General features: G+C 53.9%; 22 protein-coding genes and 1 pseudogene. 4 read left to right on the top strand and 19 right to left on the bottom strand.

Annotated elements, in window-relative coordinates; all coding sequences use genetic code 11:
• Positions 1 to 83: 83 nt before the first annotated feature.
• Positions 84 to 225: pseudogene (locus JM656_RS22385) on the top strand (HTH-type transcriptional regulator UlaR); the annotation flags it as partial.
• Here JM656_RS22385 and yjfP read toward each other — a convergent pair.
• Positions 222 to 971, bottom strand: a complete 750-nt coding sequence (yjfP, locus tag JM656_RS19395) for an esterase (RefSeq protein WP_203359164.1) — start codon at positions 969 to 971, stop codon at positions 222 to 224. The pseudogene JM656_RS22385 and the gene yjfP sit on opposite strands and share 4 nt — an antisense overlap.
• A 183-nt stretch (positions 972 to 1,154) precedes the next feature.
• On the opposite strand from yjfP, the gene bsmA reads away from it, so the two are divergent.
• Both bsmA and yjfN read left to right on the top strand, forming a co-directional pair.
• Entirely contained in the window at positions 1,155 to 1,484 is a 330-nt protein-coding gene (gene bsmA, locus JM656_RS19400) for a biofilm peroxide resistance protein BsmA (RefSeq protein ID WP_192610834.1), read from the top strand.
• Positions 1,485 to 1,630: 146 nt separating this feature from the next.
• On the top strand, positions 1,631 to 1,906 hold the full coding sequence (yjfN, locus tag JM656_RS19405; RefSeq protein WP_203359165.1) for a DUF1471 family protease activator YjfN: 276 nt from the start codon (positions 1,631 to 1,633) through the stop codon (positions 1,904 to 1,906).
• Between the two features lie 58 nt (positions 1,907 to 1,964).
• On the opposite strand, the gene JM656_RS19410 is transcribed toward yjfN, so the two are convergent.
• From JM656_RS19410 to nnr, 18 genes are all read right to left on the bottom strand, one after another.
• Positions 1,965 to 3,587 carry an isovaleryl-CoA dehydrogenase gene (locus tag JM656_RS19410; RefSeq protein ID WP_203359166.1) on the bottom strand — a complete coding sequence of 541 codons (1,623 nt, stop codon included), beginning with the start codon at positions 3,585 to 3,587 and terminating at the stop codon, positions 1,965 to 1,967.
• Between the two features lie 84 nt (positions 3,588 to 3,671).
• Positions 3,672 to 4,838: a glutathionylspermidine synthase family protein gene (locus JM656_RS19415; protein ID WP_203359167.1), complete on the bottom strand. Its 1,167-nt coding sequence runs from the start codon at positions 4,836 to 4,838 to the stop codon at positions 3,672 to 3,674.
• 2 nt (positions 4,839 to 4,840) lie between these two features.
• The gene (locus JM656_RS19420) at positions 4,841 to 5,485 is read right to left on the bottom strand and encodes a DUF1190 domain-containing protein (RefSeq protein WP_203359168.1); all 645 of its coding nucleotides are present in this window, start codon (positions 5,483 to 5,485) and stop codon (positions 4,841 to 4,843) included.
• 9 nt (positions 5,486 to 5,494) lie between these two features.
• On the bottom strand, positions 5,495 to 5,893 hold the full coding sequence (locus tag JM656_RS19425; RefSeq protein WP_203359169.1) for a DUF350 domain-containing protein: 399 nt from the start codon (positions 5,891 to 5,893) through the stop codon (positions 5,495 to 5,497).
• A gap of 359 nt (positions 5,894 to 6,252) precedes the next feature.
• Complete coding sequence (rlmB, locus tag JM656_RS19430; RefSeq protein WP_203359170.1) at positions 6,253 to 6,984, bottom strand: 23S rRNA (guanosine(2251)-2'-O)-methyltransferase RlmB; 732 nt, start codon at positions 6,982 to 6,984, stop codon at positions 6,253 to 6,255.
• Between the two features lie 87 nt (positions 6,985 to 7,071).
• Positions 7,072 to 9,522, bottom strand: coding sequence for a ribonuclease R (gene rnr, locus JM656_RS19435; protein ID WP_203359171.1), 2,451 nt, complete (start codon positions 9,520 to 9,522; stop codon positions 7,072 to 7,074).
• A 38-nt stretch (positions 9,523 to 9,560) separates the two neighbouring features.
• Positions 9,561 to 9,986 (bottom strand): nitric oxide-sensing transcriptional repressor NsrR, encoded by a 426-nt coding sequence (gene nsrR / locus JM656_RS19440; protein WP_203359172.1) that lies wholly within the window; start codon positions 9,984 to 9,986, stop codon positions 9,561 to 9,563.
• Between the two features lie 227 nt (positions 9,987 to 10,213).
• Positions 10,214 to 11,512 (bottom strand): adenylosuccinate synthase, encoded by a 1,299-nt coding sequence (gene purA / locus JM656_RS19445; RefSeq protein ID WP_162383032.1) that lies wholly within the window; start codon positions 11,510 to 11,512, stop codon positions 10,214 to 10,216.
• Between the two features lie 102 nt (positions 11,513 to 11,614).
• Complete coding sequence (locus tag JM656_RS19450) at positions 11,615 to 11,812, bottom strand: DUF2065 domain-containing protein (protein ID WP_192610825.1); 198 nt, start codon at positions 11,810 to 11,812, stop codon at positions 11,615 to 11,617.
• A 78-nt stretch (positions 11,813 to 11,890) separates the two neighbouring features.
• On the bottom strand, positions 11,891 to 12,895 hold the full coding sequence (gene hflC / locus JM656_RS19455) for a protease modulator HflC (protein ID WP_192610824.1): 1,005 nt from the start codon (positions 12,893 to 12,895) through the stop codon (positions 11,891 to 11,893).
• A gap of 2 nt (positions 12,896 to 12,897) precedes the next feature.
• Positions 12,898 to 14,160, bottom strand: a complete 1,263-nt coding sequence (hflK, locus tag JM656_RS19460; RefSeq protein ID WP_203359173.1) for an FtsH protease activity modulator HflK — start codon at positions 14,158 to 14,160, stop codon at positions 12,898 to 12,900.
• Between the two features lie 125 nt (positions 14,161 to 14,285).
• On the bottom strand, positions 14,286 to 15,566 hold the full coding sequence (gene hflX / locus JM656_RS19465; protein WP_203359174.1) for a ribosome rescue GTPase HflX: 1,281 nt from the start codon (positions 15,564 to 15,566) through the stop codon (positions 14,286 to 14,288).
• Positions 15,567 to 15,639: 73 nt separating this feature from the next.
• Positions 15,640 to 15,948 (bottom strand): RNA chaperone Hfq, encoded by a 309-nt coding sequence (gene hfq, locus JM656_RS19470; RefSeq protein ID WP_162383027.1) that lies wholly within the window; start codon positions 15,946 to 15,948, stop codon positions 15,640 to 15,642.
• An 83-nt stretch (positions 15,949 to 16,031) separates the two neighbouring features.
• Positions 16,032 to 16,982 (bottom strand): tRNA (adenosine(37)-N6)-dimethylallyltransferase MiaA, encoded by a 951-nt coding sequence (gene miaA, locus JM656_RS19475; RefSeq protein WP_203359175.1) that lies wholly within the window; start codon positions 16,980 to 16,982, stop codon positions 16,032 to 16,034.
• Positions 16,975 to 18,834 (bottom strand): DNA mismatch repair endonuclease MutL, encoded by a 1,860-nt coding sequence (gene mutL, locus JM656_RS19480; RefSeq protein ID WP_203359176.1) that lies wholly within the window; start codon positions 18,832 to 18,834, stop codon positions 16,975 to 16,977. Before mutL ends, miaA begins: the two co-directional genes overlap by 8 nt.
• A gap of 9 nt (positions 18,835 to 18,843) precedes the next feature.
• Entirely contained in the window at positions 18,844 to 20,172 is a 1,329-nt protein-coding gene (gene amiB, locus JM656_RS19485; RefSeq protein ID WP_203359177.1) for an N-acetylmuramoyl-L-alanine amidase AmiB, read from the bottom strand.
• A gap of 16 nt (positions 20,173 to 20,188) precedes the next feature.
• The gene (tsaE, locus tag JM656_RS19490; RefSeq protein WP_203359178.1) at positions 20,189 to 20,650 is read right to left on the bottom strand and encodes a tRNA (adenosine(37)-N6)-threonylcarbamoyltransferase complex ATPase subunit type 1 TsaE; all 462 of its coding nucleotides are present in this window, start codon (positions 20,648 to 20,650) and stop codon (positions 20,189 to 20,191) included.
• A complete protein-coding gene (gene nnr, locus JM656_RS19495; protein ID WP_203359179.1) occupies positions 20,622 to 22,169 on the bottom strand; it encodes a bifunctional ADP-dependent NAD(P)H-hydrate dehydratase/NAD(P)H-hydrate epimerase in 1,548 nt (515 codons plus the stop codon). The genes tsaE and nnr overlap by 29 nt, the downstream gene beginning before the upstream one ends.
• Here nnr and queG point away from each other — a divergent pair.
• Positions 22,168 to 23,307 carry a tRNA epoxyqueuosine(34) reductase QueG gene (gene queG, locus JM656_RS19500; RefSeq protein ID WP_203359180.1) on the top strand — a complete coding sequence of 380 codons (1,140 nt, stop codon included), beginning with the start codon at positions 22,168 to 22,170 and terminating at the stop codon, positions 23,305 to 23,307. The genes nnr and queG overlap by 2 nt on opposite strands.
• The last annotated feature ends 158 nt before the right edge of the window (positions 23,308 to 23,465 follow it).

The raw sequence follows: 23,465 nt of genomic DNA on the forward strand, positions 1-23,465 counted from the left end.
CGAGAACATTGCCATAGTTTGATTTGCCCCCTCTTCAGGGGGCTTTTTTTGGGCGCTGTCACCCCGGAATCAGGCCCGAACGGGTCGACAGCAGTAAAGTGGGTGTACGAGTGGGTAGGTTGTTCAGCCGCACCGATCAAATCGATAGGCTGATTACGGGTAAACGACTCCCCCAGGATCCTGCAACAACCTGGAGCGCAAGGGGTTAGCGTTCTGCGTATTTAAAGATGCTGGCGAAAAAAGGAGGCCGTGGCCGCCAGGGCTTCTGGCGTAATACGGTGACGTACTCCCGCTTGCCATGAACAGGCCAGATTCTTATCCAGCCCCTGCTGGATCAACGCCTGCTGCAAGCGTAATGATTCTGTGGCAGGAACCACATCATCTTCCTGCCCATGCCACAGCAGCAGTGGTCGATTTGCCACATGGGTCAGTTGATCCGTTACTTCCCACTCGGCCAGCGGGGCAAGTATCTTGTCGAATTCGGCCTGCTGCGAAGGTGTTTCCAGTGAGGACGGGGGAAAGAGCGTCTGTGCCAGTTGGGTGAAATACCCTGATCCCATCAGACTGGCGACGCATTTCACCTCTGGATGACGCGTCATAATACCCAACGCAGTCATGCCGCCCATCGACGCCCCTCCTACTGCCAGGCGTTCGTTCAGAATCCAGTTTTCCGCCTGCGCTGCCGCACGTAACGCAGCGAATTCCTGCATATTTTGCTGCAGAATTTGCCAGAATTGCCAGGTTCGCCACTGTGCATCACCGGTAAATCGCACACCGTGTTCCGGTGCATCAGGCATAATAACTCTATATCCGGCCTGCGCCAGTGCAACAGCGAAGTAGCTATACACGAGGCTGGAAGAGGTGAACCCATGATAAAAAATGAGACAAGGCAGCGGTGCCTCACGTTTTCCCTGCGGAAACGCATGAAGAACGGGATTATCTGCCAGATACCGTGTTTCAATCTCTATCATTTTTACACCTCTTTTATTCTGGTATGCCACGGCAAAATTCATAGCGCAAGTTTATGTGTTCGACAATGATTCACAATGTTGAGAACTGGGTTACGCTTTCGCAACATTTTCATTCGAAAATCGCGTGAGAGATAACAATTCGGGAACATTCCCCCTAAAGGGAAATTAATAAGGCACTACACTATGGCTATCAGGAAACGAGATAGAGTTATGCGCCGGTTTGCCTCTTTGATGCTGGTTTTATTCTTAAGCGGGTGCAGTGTACTTCAGGGTACGCCGCAACCTGCACCACCCGTCACTGACCAACCTCAGGAAATTCGCCGCGACCAGTCACATGGGTTGCAACGAATGGGGGCGGTGAGCGCCCTGGTTCGGGGTTCCCCGGATGATGCCGTGGCGGAAATCAGAGCAAAGGCCATCGCCGCCAAAGCAGATTATTACGTTATTGTATTGGTCGATGAAACCATCGTGACAGGTCAGTGGTATTCACAGGCCATTTTATATCGTAAATAACAGTAGATTGATTTTTAGTCAGTTTTACATTGCTTTGCGTGCCTATGCGTTTACCTGTGCACAATGAACCGAGAGCAGGGTGCTGGAGGTTTATTACCGCGACGGAATGCCCTACCCAGGTGGGGAAACGTAAAATGGAGCTGACGATGAAACAATCTATTGCCTTATCCTCACTGCTGGTTCCTGCCGGACTGGTGAGTACCACGGCACAGTCTGCCGAATTCGCCAGTGCTGACTGCGTCACAGGCCTGAACGAAATTGGCCAGATTTCCGTCAGCAATATTGCAGGGAACCCGCAGGATGTGGAACGTATCGTGGCGTTAAAAGCCGATGAGCAAGGCGCCTCCTGGTACCGCATTATTCAGATGTACGAAGATCAGCAGCCAGATAACTGGCGCGTACAAGCCATCCTGTATGCCTGATTCTTCGCGTATGCCGGGTGGCAGCGTTTTCGCCTAACCCGGCCTGCGAGCCTGGCCTCTAACGTAATCCCCCTGTCGCTCTCAGCAGCAAATCGTTCTGTACCTGAGCAGACAAACGCGCCACGCCGCGCGTGTCCAGCATCATCTGACACCAGGCCTGCGCCACCGGCGGAGATGCATACCGCAGCATTTGCGCCCCACAACCGAGCAGGAAAAGTTGCTGCGCTACCTCCCGCCCTTGTTCCTCTGAAGGTTTGCGCAATCGCTGCTGGAGTTGACGCACTGCGCGATCGTAATAACGATCCTGGCCTTTGACTTCGGCAAAGGCGTCGGCCAGCAACTCGTAAACACCGCTTTGTTTACTCAACACCCGAAGCACGTCCAGGCACATGATGTTGCCAGAACCCTCCCAAATACTGTTCACCGGCATTTCCCGGTACAAACGTGGCAACTCGCTCTCTTCGCAATAACCTATTCCACCGAGCACCTCCATCGCCTCGGCGACAAACGAAATACCGCTTTTGCACACCGCGAACTTCGCGGCAGGCGTGAATAAACGCGCCCAGAGCGCTTCTTTCTCATCGCGACGACGATCCCACGCGCGTGCCAGGCGAAACAACAGCGCCGTCTGGCCTTCAAGTTGTAACGCCATACGGCTCAGCACCTGACGCATCATGGGCTGTTCGACCAGCGGTTTGCCAAATACCTGCCGTTGATGGGCGTGATAGATAGCGACAGAAAATGCCCGGCGCATCATCCCATGACTGCCCAGCGCGCAATCAAAACGTGTCATCCCGCCCATCTTCAGGATATGCCTGATCCCCTCGCCTTCTTCGCCTAACAGCCAGCCAATTGCATCCTGAAACTCCACTTCGCAACTGGCGTTAGAACGGTTGCCCAGCTTGTCTTTCAGCCGTTCAAAACGGATGGCATTTCGCTGCCCATCAGGCAAAAAGCGCGGTACAAAGAAGCAAGAGAGTCCGCCATTTGCCTGAGCCAAAACAAGATGCGCATCGCTTTGCGGAACGGAGAAGAACCATTTGTGCCCCACCAGCCGGTATGCGCCATCGTCAAGGCGTTCCGCGGAAGTGGTATTGCTCAGAACATCAGACCCGCCCTGCTTTTCCGTCATTCCCATGCCAATCAGCAGGCCACGCTTTTGCGCGCCGGGGAGAAGATGAGAGTCGTAACGATCGCTACCAAGAGGCGTTAGCCAGTTTTGAAAGGGAGCGGGCAACATCTGTCGCAACAGCGGCGTCGCCGCAAAGGTCATCGTGATGGGGCAAAGCGTTCCCGCTTCCACCTGAGCATGCAGCATAAAGCGCGCCGCACGGGCAACAAACGAACCCGCGCGGGCATCGTCTTCCCAGGCCAGATTATGTACACGGTTCGCGCACAACCCCTGCATCAGCAGGTGCCAGGCAGGATGAAAACGCACATCATCCAGGCGCTGTCCCTGTGGGTCGTAGCGCAATAATTCAGGGGGATACATGTTGGCCAGACGCCCCAATTCCAGCGATTCTGCGGTGCCTAACTGCTGACCAATGCTGGCGAGCAGATCGCTATCCCAGCCAGCGCCGTCCCGGGCGACGGCTTCGCACAACGCGCCATCCGACAGAAATAAATTGCTGTTATTGAGTGGAACGGGTTGATTAAAAACGGTATGCGTTTGCCAGTGCATGATGTCTCCCTCCTCCAATGGCAGTGACTGTAAGTATGGTCAGTACCGCGCCGCCGACTGCGGAGGGAGATCACAAAAGCGGGATCACCCCGAGATATAATGGGGGACGAAACGCGAAGTATCTTTCGTAATCAAGGTATTATCTTCTCTGATTCCCATGCCTGACGCCTCATCATCAACAATCCAACTGCCGATCAGCGTGTAGCTCTCGCCAAAACGTGGCAACGGCTGAAACGCCTGGTAGATCATCGGTTCATCCGCGTAATCCCCCTCAGCGTGTTCAACAACCTTGTTCTTGCCATCAAAGATAGTGACGTTACCGCCTTCACGGGAATAGACAGGTTTACGCACATAGCTTTCACCGGGCTGAATACACGGCTTTTCACCGTCGAACCAGGCCGGTAACAGGTTGGGATGATTGGGGAAAAAGCGCCACAGCAGCGGCATCAACCCTTTATTACTGAGAACACTCTTCCACAGCGGTTCAATCCACTGCTCGCGGCGTTTTCGTAACAAGGGACCGTAATCATCACGCATCATCCACTCCAGCGGGTAGAGCTTAAAAGCACGTTTAATCACGTTGTCGTCAAGGTCGGTCAGCACGCCGCCGACGCCAAGGCCAAGATCCTCAATATAGATAAACCGAGTTTCTTGTCCGGCCTGCTGCGCGCAATCCTGCAGATACAGCACCGTGGAGCGATCTTCATCGCTGTCCTGGCAACAGCAGAAGTAGAACGGCTCCCGACTGTAAAGCTCGCCAAAGCGGGAGATCAGGCGTTCCTGAATCGCGTTGTACTGATCGACATCGCGCGGGATCATGCCGTTGCGCCGGGCATCTTCCAGCCACAGCCACTGGAAATAGGCAGACTCATACAGCGAGGTGGGCGTATCTGCGTTGTACTCCAGCAGTTTGACCGGGGCGTTGTTACCGCACCAGACGAAATCCATCCGCCCGTACAGCGAAGGATCGCGGCTGCGCCAGCTTTCGGCGATAACATCCCAGTACAGCGGCGGGATCGCCAGTTGCTGCATAATGTGTTCGTCATGAACTGCCCGCTCAACCACCTCCAGACACATCTGATGGAGCTCAGCGGTCGGTTTTTCGATCTGCTCTTCAATCTGTCGCAGCGTAAACCGGTATGCCCGGCTCTCATCCCAGTAAATTTCGTTGTCGATAATATGAAAATCGAAACCGTGATCGCAGGCGATCTTGTCCAGATCTCTGCGCACAGGGACAGCATGTCGCAGCATGGTTAACCTCCCCTGGAACCATGTGAGCTAAAGAAGCGGCCAAATCCCCCACGAGATTCCGTCGGGACCCTCGGCGCTATGGCATGGTGGGAGGTATCACGATAGGTGGTGGCATTTCTTTTACCGCTCCAGACATAATTACCCGAGGCAACCCGCCATGCTGGGCGAGAGACATACGAGGAACCGCCGCTGCTGTAAACGTACTGTTCATCGCGTTCATTACGAATCGAACGGCTGAGCAGAAAACCGGAGATCACGGGGATCCAGCTATGATCAACGCTGTCAAAATAGCAGTTTAAATAGAGTGACTGACAGCGTTCCTGGCTCATGTTCGCGGGCACATTCGCGTAAAAGTTGGCCTTTGCGTTATTCCAGCCATCTGCACACACGGTGGCGCTATTCCCGTCATCAATGCAATCGCTCACCGTAGAGTAATAAACGCCGTCGCCATCGTTATCCGCACTCCCCTCATCACCACAGCTTTTGAGGCCGAAAAATGCGGCACCGCCCATGATCGCCAGCGTCAGAAATTTGCCCCCATAGCGATTCTGTTGTGGCAGAGAAGCGCTAACCGGATTGCCGCTTTGCAGAGTATCAATACGCCCCGCTGCCGTTTTTTTCTGCCTGGATTTACGTTTTTTCGCCATGATCGTCCATTACCATGTCATGCAGGCGGCGTTGAAAATGCCCCCTGCCAGCGCGGCAGTGCCCATGAACATTCCCGCCGCAGTATTGTGATTAATAATTTTTTCGCTCAGTGTCGGCATATACAAACGCACGCCGCCGTAAACCATCAGTTGGATCACCAGCGCAATTCCCCCCCAGGCAAAATAGTCCGGTATGCTGACCGAATTGATTGCCGCACTGGATAATGGAATGACGTAGCCGAGCAGCGTACCGCTAAACGCCAGCGCAGCTGCCGTATTATTGTTTTTAATCAGTTGCCATTCATTGTGAGGTGTAATTTTTGAATAGATAAAAAGGAAAAGTATCACCATGGCTGCGCCGATAAAAAAATACGCGCAAAAAGCCACTAATGAATCCACTATATGCATTATATTCTTCCTGAAATTAATCAATAATATGCTTTAATATCAATAAGATAAAAACAGCAGACAGACAGGTTTCACACCTGATTTTCCACTATCTTTATGGGGCGTTAACTACGCAAGGCGGTTGCCGCAATGACGTATTTTAATAAGTAAAGCATGCTCATTATTTACTGTAACCATATTCTCAGAAGGGGAATTCAGTAGCGCCTCGATTCGCGCCGGTGCTGTCCATGCCATACATTCTTCCATAAATTGACTATTAAATGATGAATACAGTAAAGCTCGAATTTACGGCTCATATTATCCGTTTCGGATAAAAAAAAACCATCCCTAATTTGGATGGTTTTTCTGCAAAAATAGCCTTAACTGCGTTGGCGTACGGCCTCAAACAGGCAGATCCCCGTCGCAACGGAAACGTTAAGCGACGAAACGCTACCCGCCATTGGGATGCTGATCAGCTCATCACAGTGCTCACGGGTCAGGCGACGCATGCCTTCACCTTCCGCGCCCATCACCAGCGCCAGACGGCCGGTCATTTTGCTCTGGTACAGCGTATGGTCAGCTTCACCGGCCGTACCCACGATCCAGATGTTCTCTTCCTGTAACATGCGCATGGTGCGCGCCAGGTTGGTCACACGGATCAGCGGCACGTTCTCAGCAGCGCCACAGGCGACTTTTTTGGCCGTCGCATTCAACAGCGCGGAGCGATCCTTCGGCACAATCACCGCATGGACGCCAGCCGCATCAGCGCTACGCAGACACGCACCCAGGTTGTGCGGGTCGGTCACGCCGTCAAGAATTAACAGAAACGGTTGATCGAGTGAGGCAATCAAATCCGGCAGATCGTTTTCCTGATACTGGCGGCCAGGCTTCACACGCGCAATAATTCCCTGATGTACCGCACCCTCACTTTTCTCATCCAGGAACTGGCGGTTCGCCAACTGGATGACAACACCCTGCGCTTCCAGAGCATGGATCAGCGGCAGCAGGCGCTTGTCTTCACGGCCTTTCAAAATAAAGACATCCTGAAAACGCTCAGGAGCACGCTCCAGCAGGGCCTGCACCGCGTGGATGCCGTAAATCATTTCACTCATGAATGTACTCGTTAATGGTTAATGTTGCCGTCATCGGCATGTAACGCCGGGCGGCGATGCACGCGCCCGGCCTACAGTGTCATATCGTTATTCAGCGACTTTCTTCTTTGCCGCGCGTTTTGCCTTGGTGGCAGAAGCGATTTTAAGCGTTTTTGCCGACGGCTTTTTCGCTTTTTTATCGCCTTTTTTCTCAGCTTTCGGTTTAGCCGGTTTGCCTTTCTTCTCACCACGGAAGGCGCTGTCCGGCTCGAAATTCACCTTTTTGCCAGCCTGACGGCGTTTGCCCGCGGGTTTTCCGTTATCGCCTTTTTTCGTTTTCTCACGCGCCGTTTTCCCGACGTTGCGCGGTGCGCGCTCGCTGGAGATCAGGCTAAAGTCGATTTTACGCTCATCCATATTGACCGCTTCGACCTTAACTTCCACGCGATCGCCCAGACGATACATCTGACCACTGGATTCGCCGGTCAGACGTTGCCCAACCTGATCGAAGCGATAATAGTCGTTATCCAGCGATGATACGTGCACCAGACCATCAATAAACAGTTCGTCAAGACGGACAAAGAACCCAAAGCCTGTCACGCTGGCAATCACGCCCTTAAAGACGTTACCAACCTGATCCAGCATAAAGTCGCACTTCAGCCAGTCAGAAACGTCACGCGTGGCTTCATCAGCACGGCGTTCGGTCATGGAACAGTGCTGGCCCAGTTGCAGCATCTCTTCCATCGAGTAGTGGTAGCCACCCGTCTCGGTGCTGTTACCTTTATGGCCCTGCTCTTTCGCCAGCAAATACTTGATTGCACGGTGCAATGAGAGGTCCGGATAACGGCGGATAGGCGACGTAAAGTGCGCATATTGTTGCAGTGCCAGACCAAAGTGCCCGCGGTTTTCTGGATCGTAAATCGCCTGCTTCATTGAGCGCAGCAGCATGGTTTGCAGCATTTCTGCGTCGGGTCTGCCTTCGACCGATTCCAGCAGCTCCGCGTAGTCACGCGGTTCTGGTTTGTTACCGCCCGGCAGTTCCAGCCCTAGTTCCGCCAGTACCGAGCGGAAAGAGGTGATCGCTTCCGTCGTCGGCTTGTCGTGGATACGGAACAGCGCAGGTTCTTTGGCTTTCTCAACAAAGCGTGCCGCTGAGATATTTGCCAGAATCATGCACTCTTCAATCAGCTTGTGCGCGTCGTTGCGCTGCGTCTGCTCAATGCGTTCGATACGGCGTTCGGCGTTGAAGATAAACTTCGCTTCTTCGCTCTCAAAAGAGATACCGCCGCGTTCTTCACGCGCGTTGTCCAGCACCTTGTAAAGGTTGTGCAGCTCTTCGATGTGTTTTACCAGCGGCGCATACTGCTCACGCAGATCCTGATCGCCCTGCAGCATGTGCCAAACCTTGGTATAGGTCAGTCGCGCATGAGAGCTCATCACCGCTTCATAGAATTTATAGCCGGTCAGACGCCCTTTGGTAGACACGGTCATTTCGCAGACCATACACAGGCGATCAACCTGCGGGTTCAGCGAACACAAACCGTTCGAGAGCACTTCCGGCAGCATTGGCACGACCTGCGACGGGAAGTAAACCGACGTCCCGCGATTGCGCGCTTCCTGATCCAGCGGTGTTGGCGGACGCACGTAATAGCTAACGTCAGCAATCGCGACCCACAAACGCCAGCCGCCGCCGCGTTTTTTCTCGCAATAGACGGCATCGTCAAAGTCACGCGCATCTTCACCATCGATAGTTACCAACGGTAAGTCACGCAGATCGACACGGCCCGCTTTCGCCTCTTCCGGCACTTCTTCTTTCAGCCCGGCAACCTGTTTTTCAACCGCTGCAGGCCAAATGTAAGGGATTTCATGGGTACGCAGCGCCATATCGACAGCCATGCCGGTGCCCATATTGTCACCCAGAACCTCGACAATTTTACCCACGGCTTTGGTGCGACGGGTCGGGCGTTGGGTGAGTTCCACCACCACCACAAAGCCCATGCGCGCACCCATCACCTCTTCAGGTGGGATCAGAATGTCAAAGCTCAGGCGGCTGTCGTCCGGCACCACAAATCCCACGCCAGCATCGGTGAAGTAACGACCAACAATCTGGCTGGTTTTCGGCACCAGTACGCGCACGATACGCGCCTCACGACGACCTTTACGGTCAGCGCCCAACGGCTGCGCCAGCACCTGATCGCCATGGATGCAGGTTTTCATCTGCTCGCTGGAAAGGTACAAGTCATCTTTACGACCTTCGACGCGTAAAAAACCGTAGCCATCGCGATGGCCAATAACGGTGCCTTTCAGTAAGTCGAGACGTTCCGGCAGCGCATAACACTGGCGGCGAGTGAAGACCAGTTGCCCGTCACGCTCCATGGCGCGCAGACGGCGGCGCAGGGCTTCCTGCTGCTCTTCACCTTCAATATTCAGTTCAACGGCCAGTTCATCACGGTTGGCCGGTTTTTCGCGTTTAGTTAAATGTTCGAGGATATATTCCCGGCTCGGGATAGGGTTCGCGTATTTTTCAGCTTCGCGTTCCTGGAAAGGATCATGTGACATCTCGGTTCCTCCGTAGTCAGCTCCAGTGGAGTTTTACGTCACTCCACCAGCAATAATTTAAAAAGTGGCTGATTCTCTTCAACCAAATCGGCAAGCGTATAGTTGTCCAGTTCCGTGAGAAAACTGTGCACTGCCTTAGAAAGTGCCTGTTTGAGTCTACAGGCTGGGGTTATGTGGCAAAATTCGCTGCTGCAGTTCACCAGCGACAGGGGCTCCAGCTCGCGCACCACATCACCAATACGAATTTTATCAGCGGGTTTGCCCAGACGTATACCGCCATTTTTTCCTCGAATAGCAGTCACATAGCCCGCCCGGCTAAGTTGATTAATTATTTTGACCATATGATTACGGGACACGCCGTAGACTTCTGTCACCTCAGAAATACTGGTCATACGTCCATCCGGTAGCGACGCCATATAGATTAGCGCGCGTAATCCGTAATCGGTGAAACTCGTTAACTGCACATCAACCTCAGGAAAAGGGGAAAACGGGATATACCTGGTAGTATTAATTATATTGATGATAAACCAGCCAACAGCCAGGTCGCTAATTTATTTCAGTGCGGGAAGGAAAAAAACGAGGATCTTGCGAATGATTAAGCCGGATGGCAGCGCTTTGCGCCTTATCCGGCCTGGAATAACGGACAAACCGTAGGCCCGGTCAGCGCAGCGCTACCGGGCATTACCATAGATTACGCGTCGAACGGGTCGCGCAGAATCATGGTCTCAGTACGATCCGGGCCGGTAGAAATAATATCAATCGGCACACCGGTCAGTTCTTCGATACGCTTGATGTAGTTCAGCGCTGCCTGCGGCAGACCGCTGCGCTCCTTCACGCCAAACGTGGTTTCAGACCAGCCAGGCATGGTTTCGTAGATCGGCTCAATGCCTTTCCAGTCATCAGCTGCCAGCGGAGTGGTCGTTACTTCACGGCCATCCGGCATACGGTAAGCCACACAGATTTTCACCTCTTTCAAACCGTCCAGTACGTCCAGTTTAGTCAGGCAGAAGCCAGACAGGGAGTTGATCTGTACAGCGCGACGCACCGCAACGGAATCCAGCCAGCCAGTACGACGACGACGACCGGTGGTCGCACCGTATTCGTTACCCTGCTTGCACAGGAACTCGCCAGTTTCATCAAACAGTTCTGTCGGGAACGGACCCGCGCCCACACGTGTGGAGTAAGCTTTGATGATACCCAGAACGTAATCCACAAAACGCGGACCCAGGCCGGAACCGGTCGCGACGCCACCCGCGGTGGTGTTAGAGGAGGTTACGTACGGATAAGTACCGTGGTCGATATCCAGCAGAGTACCCTGCGCACCTTCGAACATGACGAAATCGCCACGTTTGCGCGCCTGGTCCAGCAGGTCGGAAACATCAACAACCATCGAGGTCAGGATGTCGGCAATCGCCATGACATCATCCAGCACTTTCTGGTAGTCAACTGCTTCAACTTTGTAGAAATTCACCAACTGGAAGTTGTGATATTCCATCACTTCTTTCAGTTTTTCAGCGAAGGTGGCTTTGTCGAACAGGTCGCCAACGCGCAGACCGCGACGAGCAACTTTATCTTCATACGCCGGCCCAATACCGCGACCTGTAGTACCAATCGCTTTCTCACCACGAGCTTTCTCACGCGCGTTATCCAGCGCAACGTGATAATCCAGGATCAGCGGACAGGCTTCAGACAGCAGCAGGCGCTCACGAACAGGAATGCCACGGTCTTCCAGTCCTTTCATCTCTTTCATCAACGCGCTTGGAGACAGCACAACACCGTTACCGATGATGCTGGTAACATTTTCGCGAAGAATACCTGATGGAATAAGATGGAGGACGGTTTTTTCACCGTTGATTACGAGAGTATGGCCTGCGTTGTGACCACCCTGGTAGCGCACAACATATTTAGCCCGTTCAGTCAGAAGATCGACGATCTTTCCTTTACCTTCGTCACCCCATTGGGTGCCCAGTACGACGACGTTGTTACCCATTTTTCAAAATCACCGTTTGCTTAAAAATGGATTCTACCATCGCTTTTTCAGATATACAGCACTTTTTGCGGGCTAAAAACGGGTAATCAGCCCACTTTTTGATCAGCCAATCGTTTTCCTCAACATGTAGTAGACAACAATGCCCGCAACCACAAGACCTCCACCAAAACGGCGTAAAATATTTTCAGGCAATTGCGTCATGGCAGAGATCATTTTCTTCCAGGCCCTGGGATAAAGCATCGGCCCCAGGCCTTCAAACACCAAAACCAGGGCAAGCGCCAGCCAAATTGTTGAGTTCATCCGTTATCCTTAAAAAAAGAAAACCACCGCATCCCTGGAGATGCCGGTGGTTTTGCTCATCTATAACCTGACGTTATTTTAACGTGCCGTGGTGCTCGGTGTCTTCATGTAGCGGAAGAAATCGCTGTCCGGACTCATCACCATGACGTCCTGATTTCCTTCAAAGCTCGTCTCGTAAGCACGCAGGCTACGGATGAACGCATAGAAATCGGGATCCTGGCTAAAGGCGTCCGCAAACAGTTTCGCCGCTTCGGCATCGCCTTCACCGCGCATAATGCGGCCCTGGCGCTCGGCTTCCGCCAGCGTTTTCGTTACTTCATAATCCGCTGTCGCGCGCAGTTTTTCCGCTTCTTCCTGGCCCTGTGAACGATGACGACGCGCTACCGCTTCACGCTCGGCGCGCATACGGTTGTAAATCGCCTCAGACACTTCAGCAGGCAGGTTGATCTGCTTGATACGCACATCGACCACTTCGATACCCAACGCCGCCATACTGTTCGGGTTGATGACCGGCACTTTACCGTTAGTTTCCGCGGTTACGCGCTCAGCGGCCTCGGCAATCGCGTTATCCGCGGCTGGCGTCGCTACTTCATCATCGGTGCCTGCTGTACCGGAGTTCAGCGCATCACGCACTTCCAGGGTCAGACGACCACGAGAATCGGTGACGATATCTTTCACGTCCAGACGACCAATCTCAGAACGCAGACGGTCAGAGAATTTACGTTTCAGCAGCACTTCGGCCTGAGAAACATCACCACCGCCTGTTGCCAGGAAGTAGCGGCTGAAATCACTGATACGCCACTTAATATAAGAGTCGACGATCAGGTCTTTCTTCTCTTTGGTGACAAAACGGTCGGCCTGGTTGTCCATGGTCTGGATACGCGCGTCGAGCATTTTAACCGACTGAATGAACGGAACCTTGAAGTGCAGGCCCGGCTCATAAATCAGCGGTTTCTTGTCGCTGTCGCGCACAACGCTGCTGAACTGGAACTTGATCCCGCGCTCGCCTTCTTTGACAACAAAGAGAGACGTGTACAGCACTACCAGCACGATGATGATAATCGCAATAACTGACTTACGCATCGTTATTCCCCCTGACGCTGGTAGTCGTTACGCTGCGCGTTAGCGCGGCGTTGGTCCATAATATCGCCCTGGCTGGGGGACGAGGTGTTGCTTGCTCCGCTGTTGCTGGAGGAAGACGCCGGCGGCAGACGCAGCAGGTTGTTCGCCCCGCTGTTATCGCTCTTTGCCCCGGAGGTGTTTCCACCTTTCAGCATCTGATCCAATGGCAGAACCATCAGATTACCGCCTTTGTCATTGACCAGAACTTTGCGGGTATGGCTCAACACTTTTTCCATCGTTTCGATATACAGACGCTCGCGAGTAATTTGCGGTGCGGCTTTATATTCCGGCAGAAGCTTGGCAAAGCGAGCCACTTCACCCTGCGCTTCCAGGATGGTTTGGGTCTTGTAAGCACGCGCTTCTTCAAGAATACGCTGCGCCTGACCGTTTGCACGCGGCTGAACTTCGTTGATGTACGCTTCTGCTTCACGGATGTATTGCTGCTCGTTTTCACGTGCGGCGATAGCATCGTCAAACGCGGCTTTCACCTCTTCCGGCGGACGTGCAGCCTGGAAGTTGACGTCCAGCAGAGTGATACCCATGTTGTAAGGACGAATCGTCTCTTCCAGTTCACGTTGGGTATCGCTACGAATCACGGTACGGCCTTCGGTCAGAATGCGGTCCATGGTGTACTTACCGATAACCCCACGCAGGGCGCTGTCGGTTGCCTGACGCAAACTGTCATCGGCGCTGGTCACGCTAAACAGGTAACGCTGCGGATCGGTCACGCGGTACTGCACGTTCATCTCAACGCGTACGACGTTTTCGTCAGACGTCAGCATCACGCCGGACGCAGCAAGTTCACGCACCGCTTCAACGTTCACCGGGGTGACGACATCGACAAATGTCGGTTTCCAGTTCAGACCCGGCTCAACCAAATGACTGAATTTACCGAAGCGTGTCACCACGCCGCGTTCCGCTTCTTTAATGGTATAGAAACCGCTGGCCGCCCAAATAATGACGATAGCTGCCGCTGCGATGGATACGACACGACCACCCAACTGCGGGCGTGGGCCTTGCGATGAGCTGCCGCCGCCAGAGCCAGTACCTTTACCGCCACCCAGACCACCGAGTTTTTTACTCAGTTTGCGGAAGATATCATCCAGATCAGGAGGCCCCTGATCGCGGCCACCTTTGTTTCCATTTCCCTCAGGGTTGCCGCCAGGTTTGCTGCTCCCCCACGGGTCGCGGTCTTGTCCGTTATTACCGGGCTGATTCCACGCCATGTTTGTGCTCCATATTTGTTATGCGGTGAGATACCCCGTTTTTTGCACTACAGGGGCGTTGCCGCCGTCCTGCACCCCAAAATCCGATAAGTATTGGGCAAAAATCCTCAGGACTTTCTTCCTGGTCAGACTACGTAATCCACCAGGGTCGGTTCTTGTTTACAGAGGCGACGCCAGTCAACGATCGGCATGCGAACTTGCAAACCTACGCTGCCGTCCTCCTCCATCCACTCTTTTTCTATTGCCTGAAGTTGATAAAACCGGCTTCTCAGACGACCTTCCTGCGGTGGCAAACGCAACGTGTGCTGCGCCACCTCACCGGAAAGCCGTTCAGTCAAAGCCTGAAAAAGCTGTGGTATGCCAACACCGGTCTGCGCGGAAAGCCAGACACGGATTGGTTTATTCTCTTCATCTCTGTCGATACGCGGCGCAAAGTCGTCCAGCATGTCGATCTTGTTCATCACCATCAGAGTCGGGATCTCGTGAGCATCGATCTCTTCGAGCACCGTATCCACCGCCTCGATGTTTTCCTGTACGCGTACGTCAGCAGCATCCACTACGTGTAACAACAGCGTGGCCTGACGTGTCTCCTGCAAAGTCGCCTTAAAGGCTGCCACCAGGTCATGCGGTAAATGACGGATAAAACCAACGGTATCCGCCAGCACAGTTTCACCGACATCCGCCACATCAATGCGGCGCAGCGTCGGGTCCAGGGTCGCAAACAGTTGATCTGCTGCGAATACCCGGGCCTCGGTTATCTGGTTGAACAGGGTGGATTTTCCGGCGTTGGTATATCCCACCAGAGATACGGTTGGGACATCCGCTTTCTTGCGCGACTGCCGCCCCTGCTCACGTTGCTTCTCAACTTTCTCCAGGCGCGACTGTATCTGCAAAATGCGGTTACGCAGCAAACGACGGTCGGTTTCGAGCTGGGTTTCACCCGGACCACGCAAACCAATCCCGCCTTTTTGCCTTTCAAGGTGGGTCCAGCCACGGACCAGGCGTGTGGCCATATGACGCAACTGCGCCAGCTCAACCTGCAACTTACCCTCATGGGTACGCGCACGTTGGGCAAAAATATCTAAAATAAGACCGGTCCTGTCGATAACAAGACACTGGCACAACTGTTCCAGGTTACGTTCCTGGGCAGGACTTAAAGCATGATCAAAAATCACCACTGCAGCGCCAGTCGCTTTCACGGCTTCCGCAATTTCGATTGCCTTACCTTCACCAACAAAATACTTCGGGTGCGGTGCTTTACGGCTACCGGTAATCACCTGCATTGCTTCGACACCGGCGGAAGAGACAAGAGATTCAAACTCCTGTAGGTCTTCCATATCTTTGTCTTGCGAAAAATAGATGTGTACCAGTACCGCCTGCTCACCGGCATCATAACGGTCAAACAAGCGTAAACCCTCATAAATAACCAGCGGGGGCCGCTATTATGGCGCCCCCGACATGGATAAACAGCGACAAACCTTATTCGGTTTCTTCGCTGTCCTGTTGCGCAGAAGAACCCTGCGCGCTGCTACCGTGATGATAGTTACTGCTGGTGCCGCCGGTGGCATTGTTGCTGTGATGAGAAACCGGGCGAGACGGGACAACAGTAGAAATCGCGTGCTTGTAAACCATCTGGCTGACCGTGTTTTTCAACAGGATCACGAACTGATCAAAAGACTCGATTTGACCTTGCAGCTTAATACCATTCACCAAATAAATAGAAACCGGAACACGTTCCCGACGCAATGCGTTCAGGAACGGATCTTGTAAAGATTGCCCCTTAGCCATTCTCTCTTTTCCTTATATGCTTATTTGTACTTTGAACCTTTCGATTCTGAAAATTGCGCACGATACGTCTCAATTGTACACATTCAGTCTGCGATAGCACCAACAACCTGTAATACTTCGTTTCGCGCCTGGTCCGGCTTTTCACTGTCAAGCCAGTGCACACCGTCCCAGCCTCGTAACCAGGTCATCTGACGCTTCGCCAACTGCCTCGTGGCGCAAACACCTCTATAAACCATTTCATCGAATGATATTTCGCCTTCAATGTATGACCACATCTGGCGGTATCCCACGCAACGAATGGAAGGCAAATCCGTATGCAAATCTCCACGGGCAAAAAGCGCCCGCACTTCTGCTTCAAAACCTGAAGCCAACATCTGATGAAAACGCTGCTCAATTCGCTGATGGAGCAGTTCACGGCTCGCCGGGGCGATGGCGAACTGATGCACCTGGTACGGTAGAGCGTCTCCTGACGTTTGCGTCAGTTCCGTTAAAGTTTTACCCGAAATGAAAAAAACTTCCAGTGCCCGGGAAAGTCTTTGCGGATCATTTGGATGAATTCGCGCGGCCGCAACAGGATCGATCTCCTGAAGTTGTCGGTGCAACGCGTCCCATCCCTGCTCTGCCGCCTGCTGCTCAATTCTGGCTCTGACAGCTGGATCCGCCGACGGTAATGGCGACAATCCCTCAAGCAACGCCTTGAAATACAACATCGTACCGCCCACTAACAGCGGAATACGTCCCGCCGCAGTGATGTCAGCCATCTCCGCCAGGGCATCACGACGAAAATCCGCCGCGGAATACGCCTGCAAAGGATCGCGAATATCCAGCAGTCGGTGCGGAGCGGCCTTTAACTCTTCAGCGTCAGGCTTGGCCGTACCGATATCCATCCCTTGATAAATAAGGGCGGAATCAACGCTTATCAACTCTACTGGCAAAACTTTACGCAATTCAATTGCTAATGCAGTCTTGCCGGAGGCCGTCGGCCCCATCAAAAAAATCGCCTTTGGCAGGCTCGCCTTACTAATATCACTCATGTTTCAGGGCGTTCATCGCCGAATGTAAATCAACAGGTTGTAACAGACCACCCGGCGGTGCCTTCACAAGTTGCGGACATAACCGCTCGACATCAGCCAACAGGGTAATGGCCTGCGCCATAGTCCACTGCGGATGTTCACTCATCAGATTACGCGCAATCCACTGGGCAATATTGTCTGCCTCGAAGCCAGATTGCTGCGCCAGGTAGCCTATCAGTTCAGGAATCAAGATTTGTAAATTTTGTTGGCGTAAGGGTAAAGGCACAGCTCGAATGGTCACATGCTGCGCATCCAGCTGAAATTCAATCCCTAACTCCGCCAAACAGGGGAGCGCGTTTTGTAGCGCCGTCTTTTCGTCAACCGCCACTTTTAAGCGCAGCGGAATCAGCAACGGCTGGGCACAGACCGGCGCTTTTCCGGGCGTCAGTTGTGCCTGTCGCAGCCAGCGTTCAGCCACCGGCAGCGACAGTAACTGGATGCGGCCATCGCTTTCGAGTAACGCACAATCGGCGCCAATAATGGTGAGTACGCGACCAAAACTCTGGCTGTGTCCGGCCAGCGCAGGCTCGACAGCATCAGGACGTTGTTTTTTTTGCACCGGGGCCGGCGTCTGTAGCAATTGACGATAAACCTCCCCCTCCTGCTTTTGATAGCCCGCTTGAGCCTGTGGCCACTGTGCGCTTGCCTGACGGCCAGCGTGGCTTACCGGGGAAGAAGAAGAATAACGCGGTGTCGCAGGTTCACGCGCGACCGCAGGTTCAGCAAAGTGATTGCGTCCGGCCGCCACACGGTTTTCCGGGATAGATCTTGGCGTCGGCTCATCGTCTTCTGCCAACGGCAGCGGTGTCTCAAGCTGCTGTTGCAGCACACTGAGAACCCCCTGATAGATAAAATCATGTACCAGGCGCGACTGGTGAAACCGCACTTCGTGTTTGGCGGGATGCACGTTGACATCAACCTGATGAGGGTCGATTTCCAGATACAACACAAACGCAGGTTGCTGATCGGCGCCGAGTTTGTTTTCACAGGCCTGGCGAATAGCATGATTGATCAACCGATCGCGCATCATACGTCCGTTCACATAGCAGTACTGAATTTCCGCCAGTGCTGCCGTCGTATGATGAGGGTCAGCCACCCATCCGTGCAGCAGCAAATCGCCATGTTGCCACTCAATCGCCAGCGCCTGCTCCAGAAATGGAGTGCCGCAAATTGCGCCCAGCCGACGCTCTTTCTGCCCATCCTGCGCCACCGCGCGATACTGACGCACCATTTTGCCGTTGTGCGACAAATTGATCGTGACGTCAAAACGCGCCAGCGCAATGCGCCGGATAATCTCATCAATATGGTTAAATTCGGTTTTCTCGGTGCGCATGAACTTGCGTCGCGCCGGGGTATTGTAGAACAGATCCAGCACTTCCAGCGTCGTGCCCACCGGATGCGCGGCGGGTTTAACCGTCACGTCCATGTCACGCCCTTCAGCATACGCCTGCCAGGCTTCGGGCTGTTCTGCGGTGCGGGAGGTGAGCGTTAACCGCGACACCGAACTGATACTCGCCAGCGCTTCACCGCGAAACCCGAGGCTGATAATCGCCTCAAGATCGTCAAGCGTAGCTATCTTACTGGTCGCGTGACGCGCTAACGCCAGTGCCAGTTCGTCCTTTTTAATGCCACTGCCGTTATCGCGAATGCGGATAAGCTTTGCGCCGCCGCGTTCAATATCGATATCAATTCGCGTCGCGCCAGCATCAAGGCTGTTTTCTACCAGCTCTTTGACCACCGACGCAGGTCGTTCCACCACTTCACCTGCGGCAATTTGGTTCGCCAGTTGCGGCGGAAGAACCTGAATCGGCATGGCTATTCCTTAGTTTGTTAGCGTCTCGCCCGGCGCAGTCGCGCTGGCCGTTTGCGCAGGCGTCCCCTGCGGTCCGGATTGCACCGGATGCGCCAGGAAGTAGTTGCGCAGTCCCTTATAGATGGCATCAGCCAGCTGCTGCTGATAATCATCGCTTGCCAGCAAACGCTCTTCGCTGTGATTGCTGATAAAGCCCGTTTCAACCAGCACCGAGGGGATGTCTGGCGAGCGCAATACACCGAGGCTGGCGTGTTCAGGACGACGCTTATGCATCGAACCAATACGCTGTAACTGACTGATCATGTTGGTCGCCACATCATACCCTACGCGTTGTGAATGACCGAACTGCAAATCCAGCACCGCCTGACTCAGGTAAGGGTCAGACTGGCTGTTTGCCAGTACATCGCCCGCGCCGCCTAACAGTTCGGACTGCTTCTCATGCTGCTCCAGCCAGCCGGCCATTTCTGTGTTGGCGCGTCGGTTTGACAATACCCACACCGAAGCCCCTGTCGCATCGCGATTCGGCGCGGCATCCGCATGGATCGATACCAGGAAATTGGCATTTTGCTTACGCGCGACGTCCGACCGCCCCATCACCGAGATGAAGTAGTCTCCGTCACGCGTTAAGACGCCTTTGAACATCGGATCATCGTTGAGCAGCGTACGCAGTTTGCGGGCGACGGCGATAGTGACATTCTTCTCACGGACACCACCGGGACCAATAGCCCCTGGGTCCTGCCCACCATGACCGGCATCAATGGCAATGACCACTTTGTCGCCATTACTCACCGGAGTCCGTGCCGCAGGGCGCGTCGCCGTGTTGCTGCTAACCACTGCCGTCGTGCGATCGTTACTGGATTTAAACGGATTACGTGCAGGCTCGCTCGGGCGCGGCGCGATCTCCGGCGTCTCAACGCGTTTCACAACCACTGGCGGCGGTGGTGGTGGTGGGGCATCGGCGTTAATCGTAAAGACGACGGTATAATTACCGCCGTTTTGCCGCTTCACGGCGTCGGTTTTCCCGTTCTCGGTTAAATCCACGACCAACCGCAGTGACTGAGCATCCTTCGGCGTTCCCGAGCGGATCGCCTTCACCAGGTTATTTCCGCTAAACAGCAACGGCAATCCCTGAATCACGCCGCTCTGTTTGATGTCCAGCGCAACGGTACGTTTACTGTCCTGCGAAAAGGTATAATCCGGATCGCCAATAAAACTCAGCGTAATCCGTGCCTGTTGTTCACCGTTGGAAACTTGAATATCGGAGAGGCTGGCAGCCCCGACCTGCGCGCACAGCAGGACCAGTGTAGCCACCCACCAATTTCTGATGCGAAAAATCATCCCGCCACCCTTAAGGTTAACCGGCTAAACGCGCCAGCAACAAATTACCTGATGAGGAGACCGCGCTAATGCGCGCCTCACGACCTTGCGCCTGGTAATCTATGTGTATTTCGACATCCGGGTCAGGCAGTACACCTTTACCTTGTTGCGGCCATTCCACCAGGCAGATGGCATCATTGGCAAAATAATCACGGATCCCCATAAATTCCAGCTCCTCAGGGTCCGCAAGACGGTATAAATCAAAGTGATATACCATTAAGTTATCGAGTGAATAAGGTTCCACCAGCGTGTAGGTTGGACTTTTCACGTTGCCTTTATGGCCTAACGCCTGCAGGAACCCACGGCTAAAGGTGGTTTTACCCGCACCTAAATCACCGTACAAATAGATTACAGTCGAACCCGTACAGGCTTTAGCTACCCGCAGTCCCATGTCTAATGTTGCCTGCTCATCAGGTAGCGGAATTACTCGATTCATCATGGTTTACGTCAATCACATCAGGGTTAACAATACGCTGGAGCGTGGAAAAGAGATCGGACGCCAGCATGCCGCGAGTGCCGAAACGCGCAGCAAGCACATCCGCTGCCGCGCCGTGGGCAACACATCCCGCACACGCTGCATCATACGGGGTAAGCTTCTGTCCGAGCAATGCGCCAATAATCCCGGAGAGCACATCGCCCATACCGCCGCTGGCCATTCCCGCATTACCGGCATCAATAATAGCTGGCACATCTGACTCTGCGTCGACAACCGTTCCCGCGCCTTTTAGCACCACAACACCACCGTACCGTTTTACCAGACGGCGTGCTGAAAGTAAGCGATCACTTTCTATTTCTGCAACAGAACAGCCCAGCAGCCGGGCAGCTTCCCCCGGATGCGGGGTGATCACGCGATTGTGACGTTTATCGGGATTGATTGCCAGCAGGTTGAGCGCATCCGCATCCCAGAGCATTGGTTTGCGAAAATTCTCAACTTTCTGCAGCGCCTTTTTACCCCACTCCTGCTGTCCAAGCCCAGGGCCAATCACCACCACATCTGCCCATGCCAGGCTTTCCTCAACAGATTGCGGGGTCAGTTCATGAACCATCAGCTCTGGCCGGGCAGTCAGCAGCGGCGCGATGTTTTCACCGCGCGTTAGCACCCGGACTAACCCGGCGCCGCTTCGTAGCGCTGCCTCGCCCGCCAGACGAATCGCCCCGGCAGTACCATAATCCCCGCCAATAATCACCAGCCGACCGTGATCGCCTTTGTGCGACGTAGGACGACGCGCCGTCAACCAGCCCCTGAGTTGCGAAGCATCAAGGCGTTGAATTTGCCTCTCCTGCCTCGCCAGCCAGTTCTCCAGACCCAGCGCATCAAAATGCAAATGCCCGGTGACATCCCGCGCTTTTCCCGTCAGCAAACCGGGTTTCAGCGCAATAAACGTGACCGTATGCGCGGCGTTAATCACCGCGCCGGGCGTCGCGCCCGTCTGCGCCAGCAGTCCGGAAGGAATATCCACCGCCACCACTGGAGCGGGATGCGCATTAGCACGTTCAATCAATGTGGCAAGAGACTGGCGCGGGACCTGCTTAAGGCCAGTACCTGACAGCGCATCAATAATGACGTCAATTCCCACAGGCCAGACGATATCTGGCGCATGGGTAACGCCTCCCGCATTCAGCCAGGACTCGCGAGCCTGCGCGGCCTCTTCGGGGAGCGGTTTATCGCTTTCTTGCGCCAACAGCGTGACATTCATGCCAGCGGCTTTCGCAAGCCTTGCCAATACATAGCCATCACCGCCGTTATTGCCGTGCCCACAGAGCACCAGCCAGTGGCGGGACTCGGGGTACGCACTGCGGGTGACCTGAAACGCCGCCTCGCCCGCACGCAACATCAGTTCGTACAGCGTCAATCCAAAAGCGTCTGCCGCTTCGCGCTCCACTCTCTTGATGTCATCGGCGGGCCAAATGGAGTGTGGTATACTTGTGGGGTATTTCTTCATTGTATGGTCCGTCATGTCAGAGCCCCTCGATCTCAATCAGTTAGCGCAAAATATCAAACAGTGGGGGCTGGAACTGGGCTTTCAGCAGGTTGGTATTACCGATACCGACCTCAGCGAAGCCGAACCCAAACTGCAGGCATGGCTGGACAAACAATACCACGGCGAGATGGACTGGATGGCCCGCCACGGCATGATGCGCGCCAGGCCACACGAATTATTGCCCGGTACTCTGCGCGTGATCAGCGTACGCATGAACTATCTGCCCGCTAACGCCGCGTTTGCCAGCACGCTGAAAAATCCCCGGTTGGGCTACGTCAGCCGTTATGCTTTGGGCCGCGATTACCACAAACTCTTACGTAACCGCCTCAAAAAACTGGGCGAGATGATTCAGCAACATTGTGGCTCGCTGAATTTTAGACCGTTTGTCGACTCTGCGCCCATTCTTGAACGCCCGCTGGCTGAAAAAGCCGGTCTCGGCTGGACAGGTAAGCACTCACTTACTCTTAATCGCGAGGCAGGTTCGTTCTTTTTCCTTGGCGAGTTGCTGATCGATTTGCCCCTGCCCATCGACGCCCCTCAGGAAGAGGGATGTGGAAAATGCGTGGCCTGCATGACAATCTGTCCGACCGGTGCGATTGTGGAACCTTACACTGTCGATGCCCGCCGCTGTATTTCGTATCTCACTATCGAGCTGGAAGGCGCGATCCCTGAAGAACTTCGCCCGCTGATAGGAAACCGCATCTATGGTTGTGATGACTGTCAGCTTATCTGCCCGTGGAATCGCTATTCGCAGCTAACCACCGAGGATGATTTCAGTCCGCGCAAACCGCTACACGCCCCGGAACTGATTGAACTGTTCAACTGGAGCGAAGCAAGATTCCTGAAAGTTACAGAGGGTTCAGCAATCCGGCGTATTGGTCACTTACGCTGGCTGCGAAATATTGCTGTCGCACTCGGAAATGCGCCGTGGGATGACGTGGTGATTCAGGCGCTGGAAAGTCGCCGAGGTGAGCACCCACTTCTTGATGAGCACATAGAATGGGCGGTCGCCCAGCAAATTGAGAGGCGCAATGCCTGTGTGGTAGAGGTGCAATTACCGAAGAAACAGCGACTGATCAGAGTGGTTGAAAAAGGTCTGCCACGCGACGCCTGAATCATCCACAGCTTGTGTATAAAAATAAAAATGCATTGTGATTCAAGAGGGAAAAAATCGTCAAGTGATCGCACTAACAATTCAAAATGATAATTAATCCAATATTTTCAACAGATTGCAAAGTTACTATTCACCCGGCGAAGTTTTTCGCATTCCAG

This window comes from Citrobacter sp. R56 (assembly GCF_016811995.1).
Taxonomy (GTDB): domain Bacteria; phylum Pseudomonadota; class Gammaproteobacteria; order Enterobacterales; family Enterobacteriaceae; genus Citrobacter_D; species Citrobacter_D enshiensis.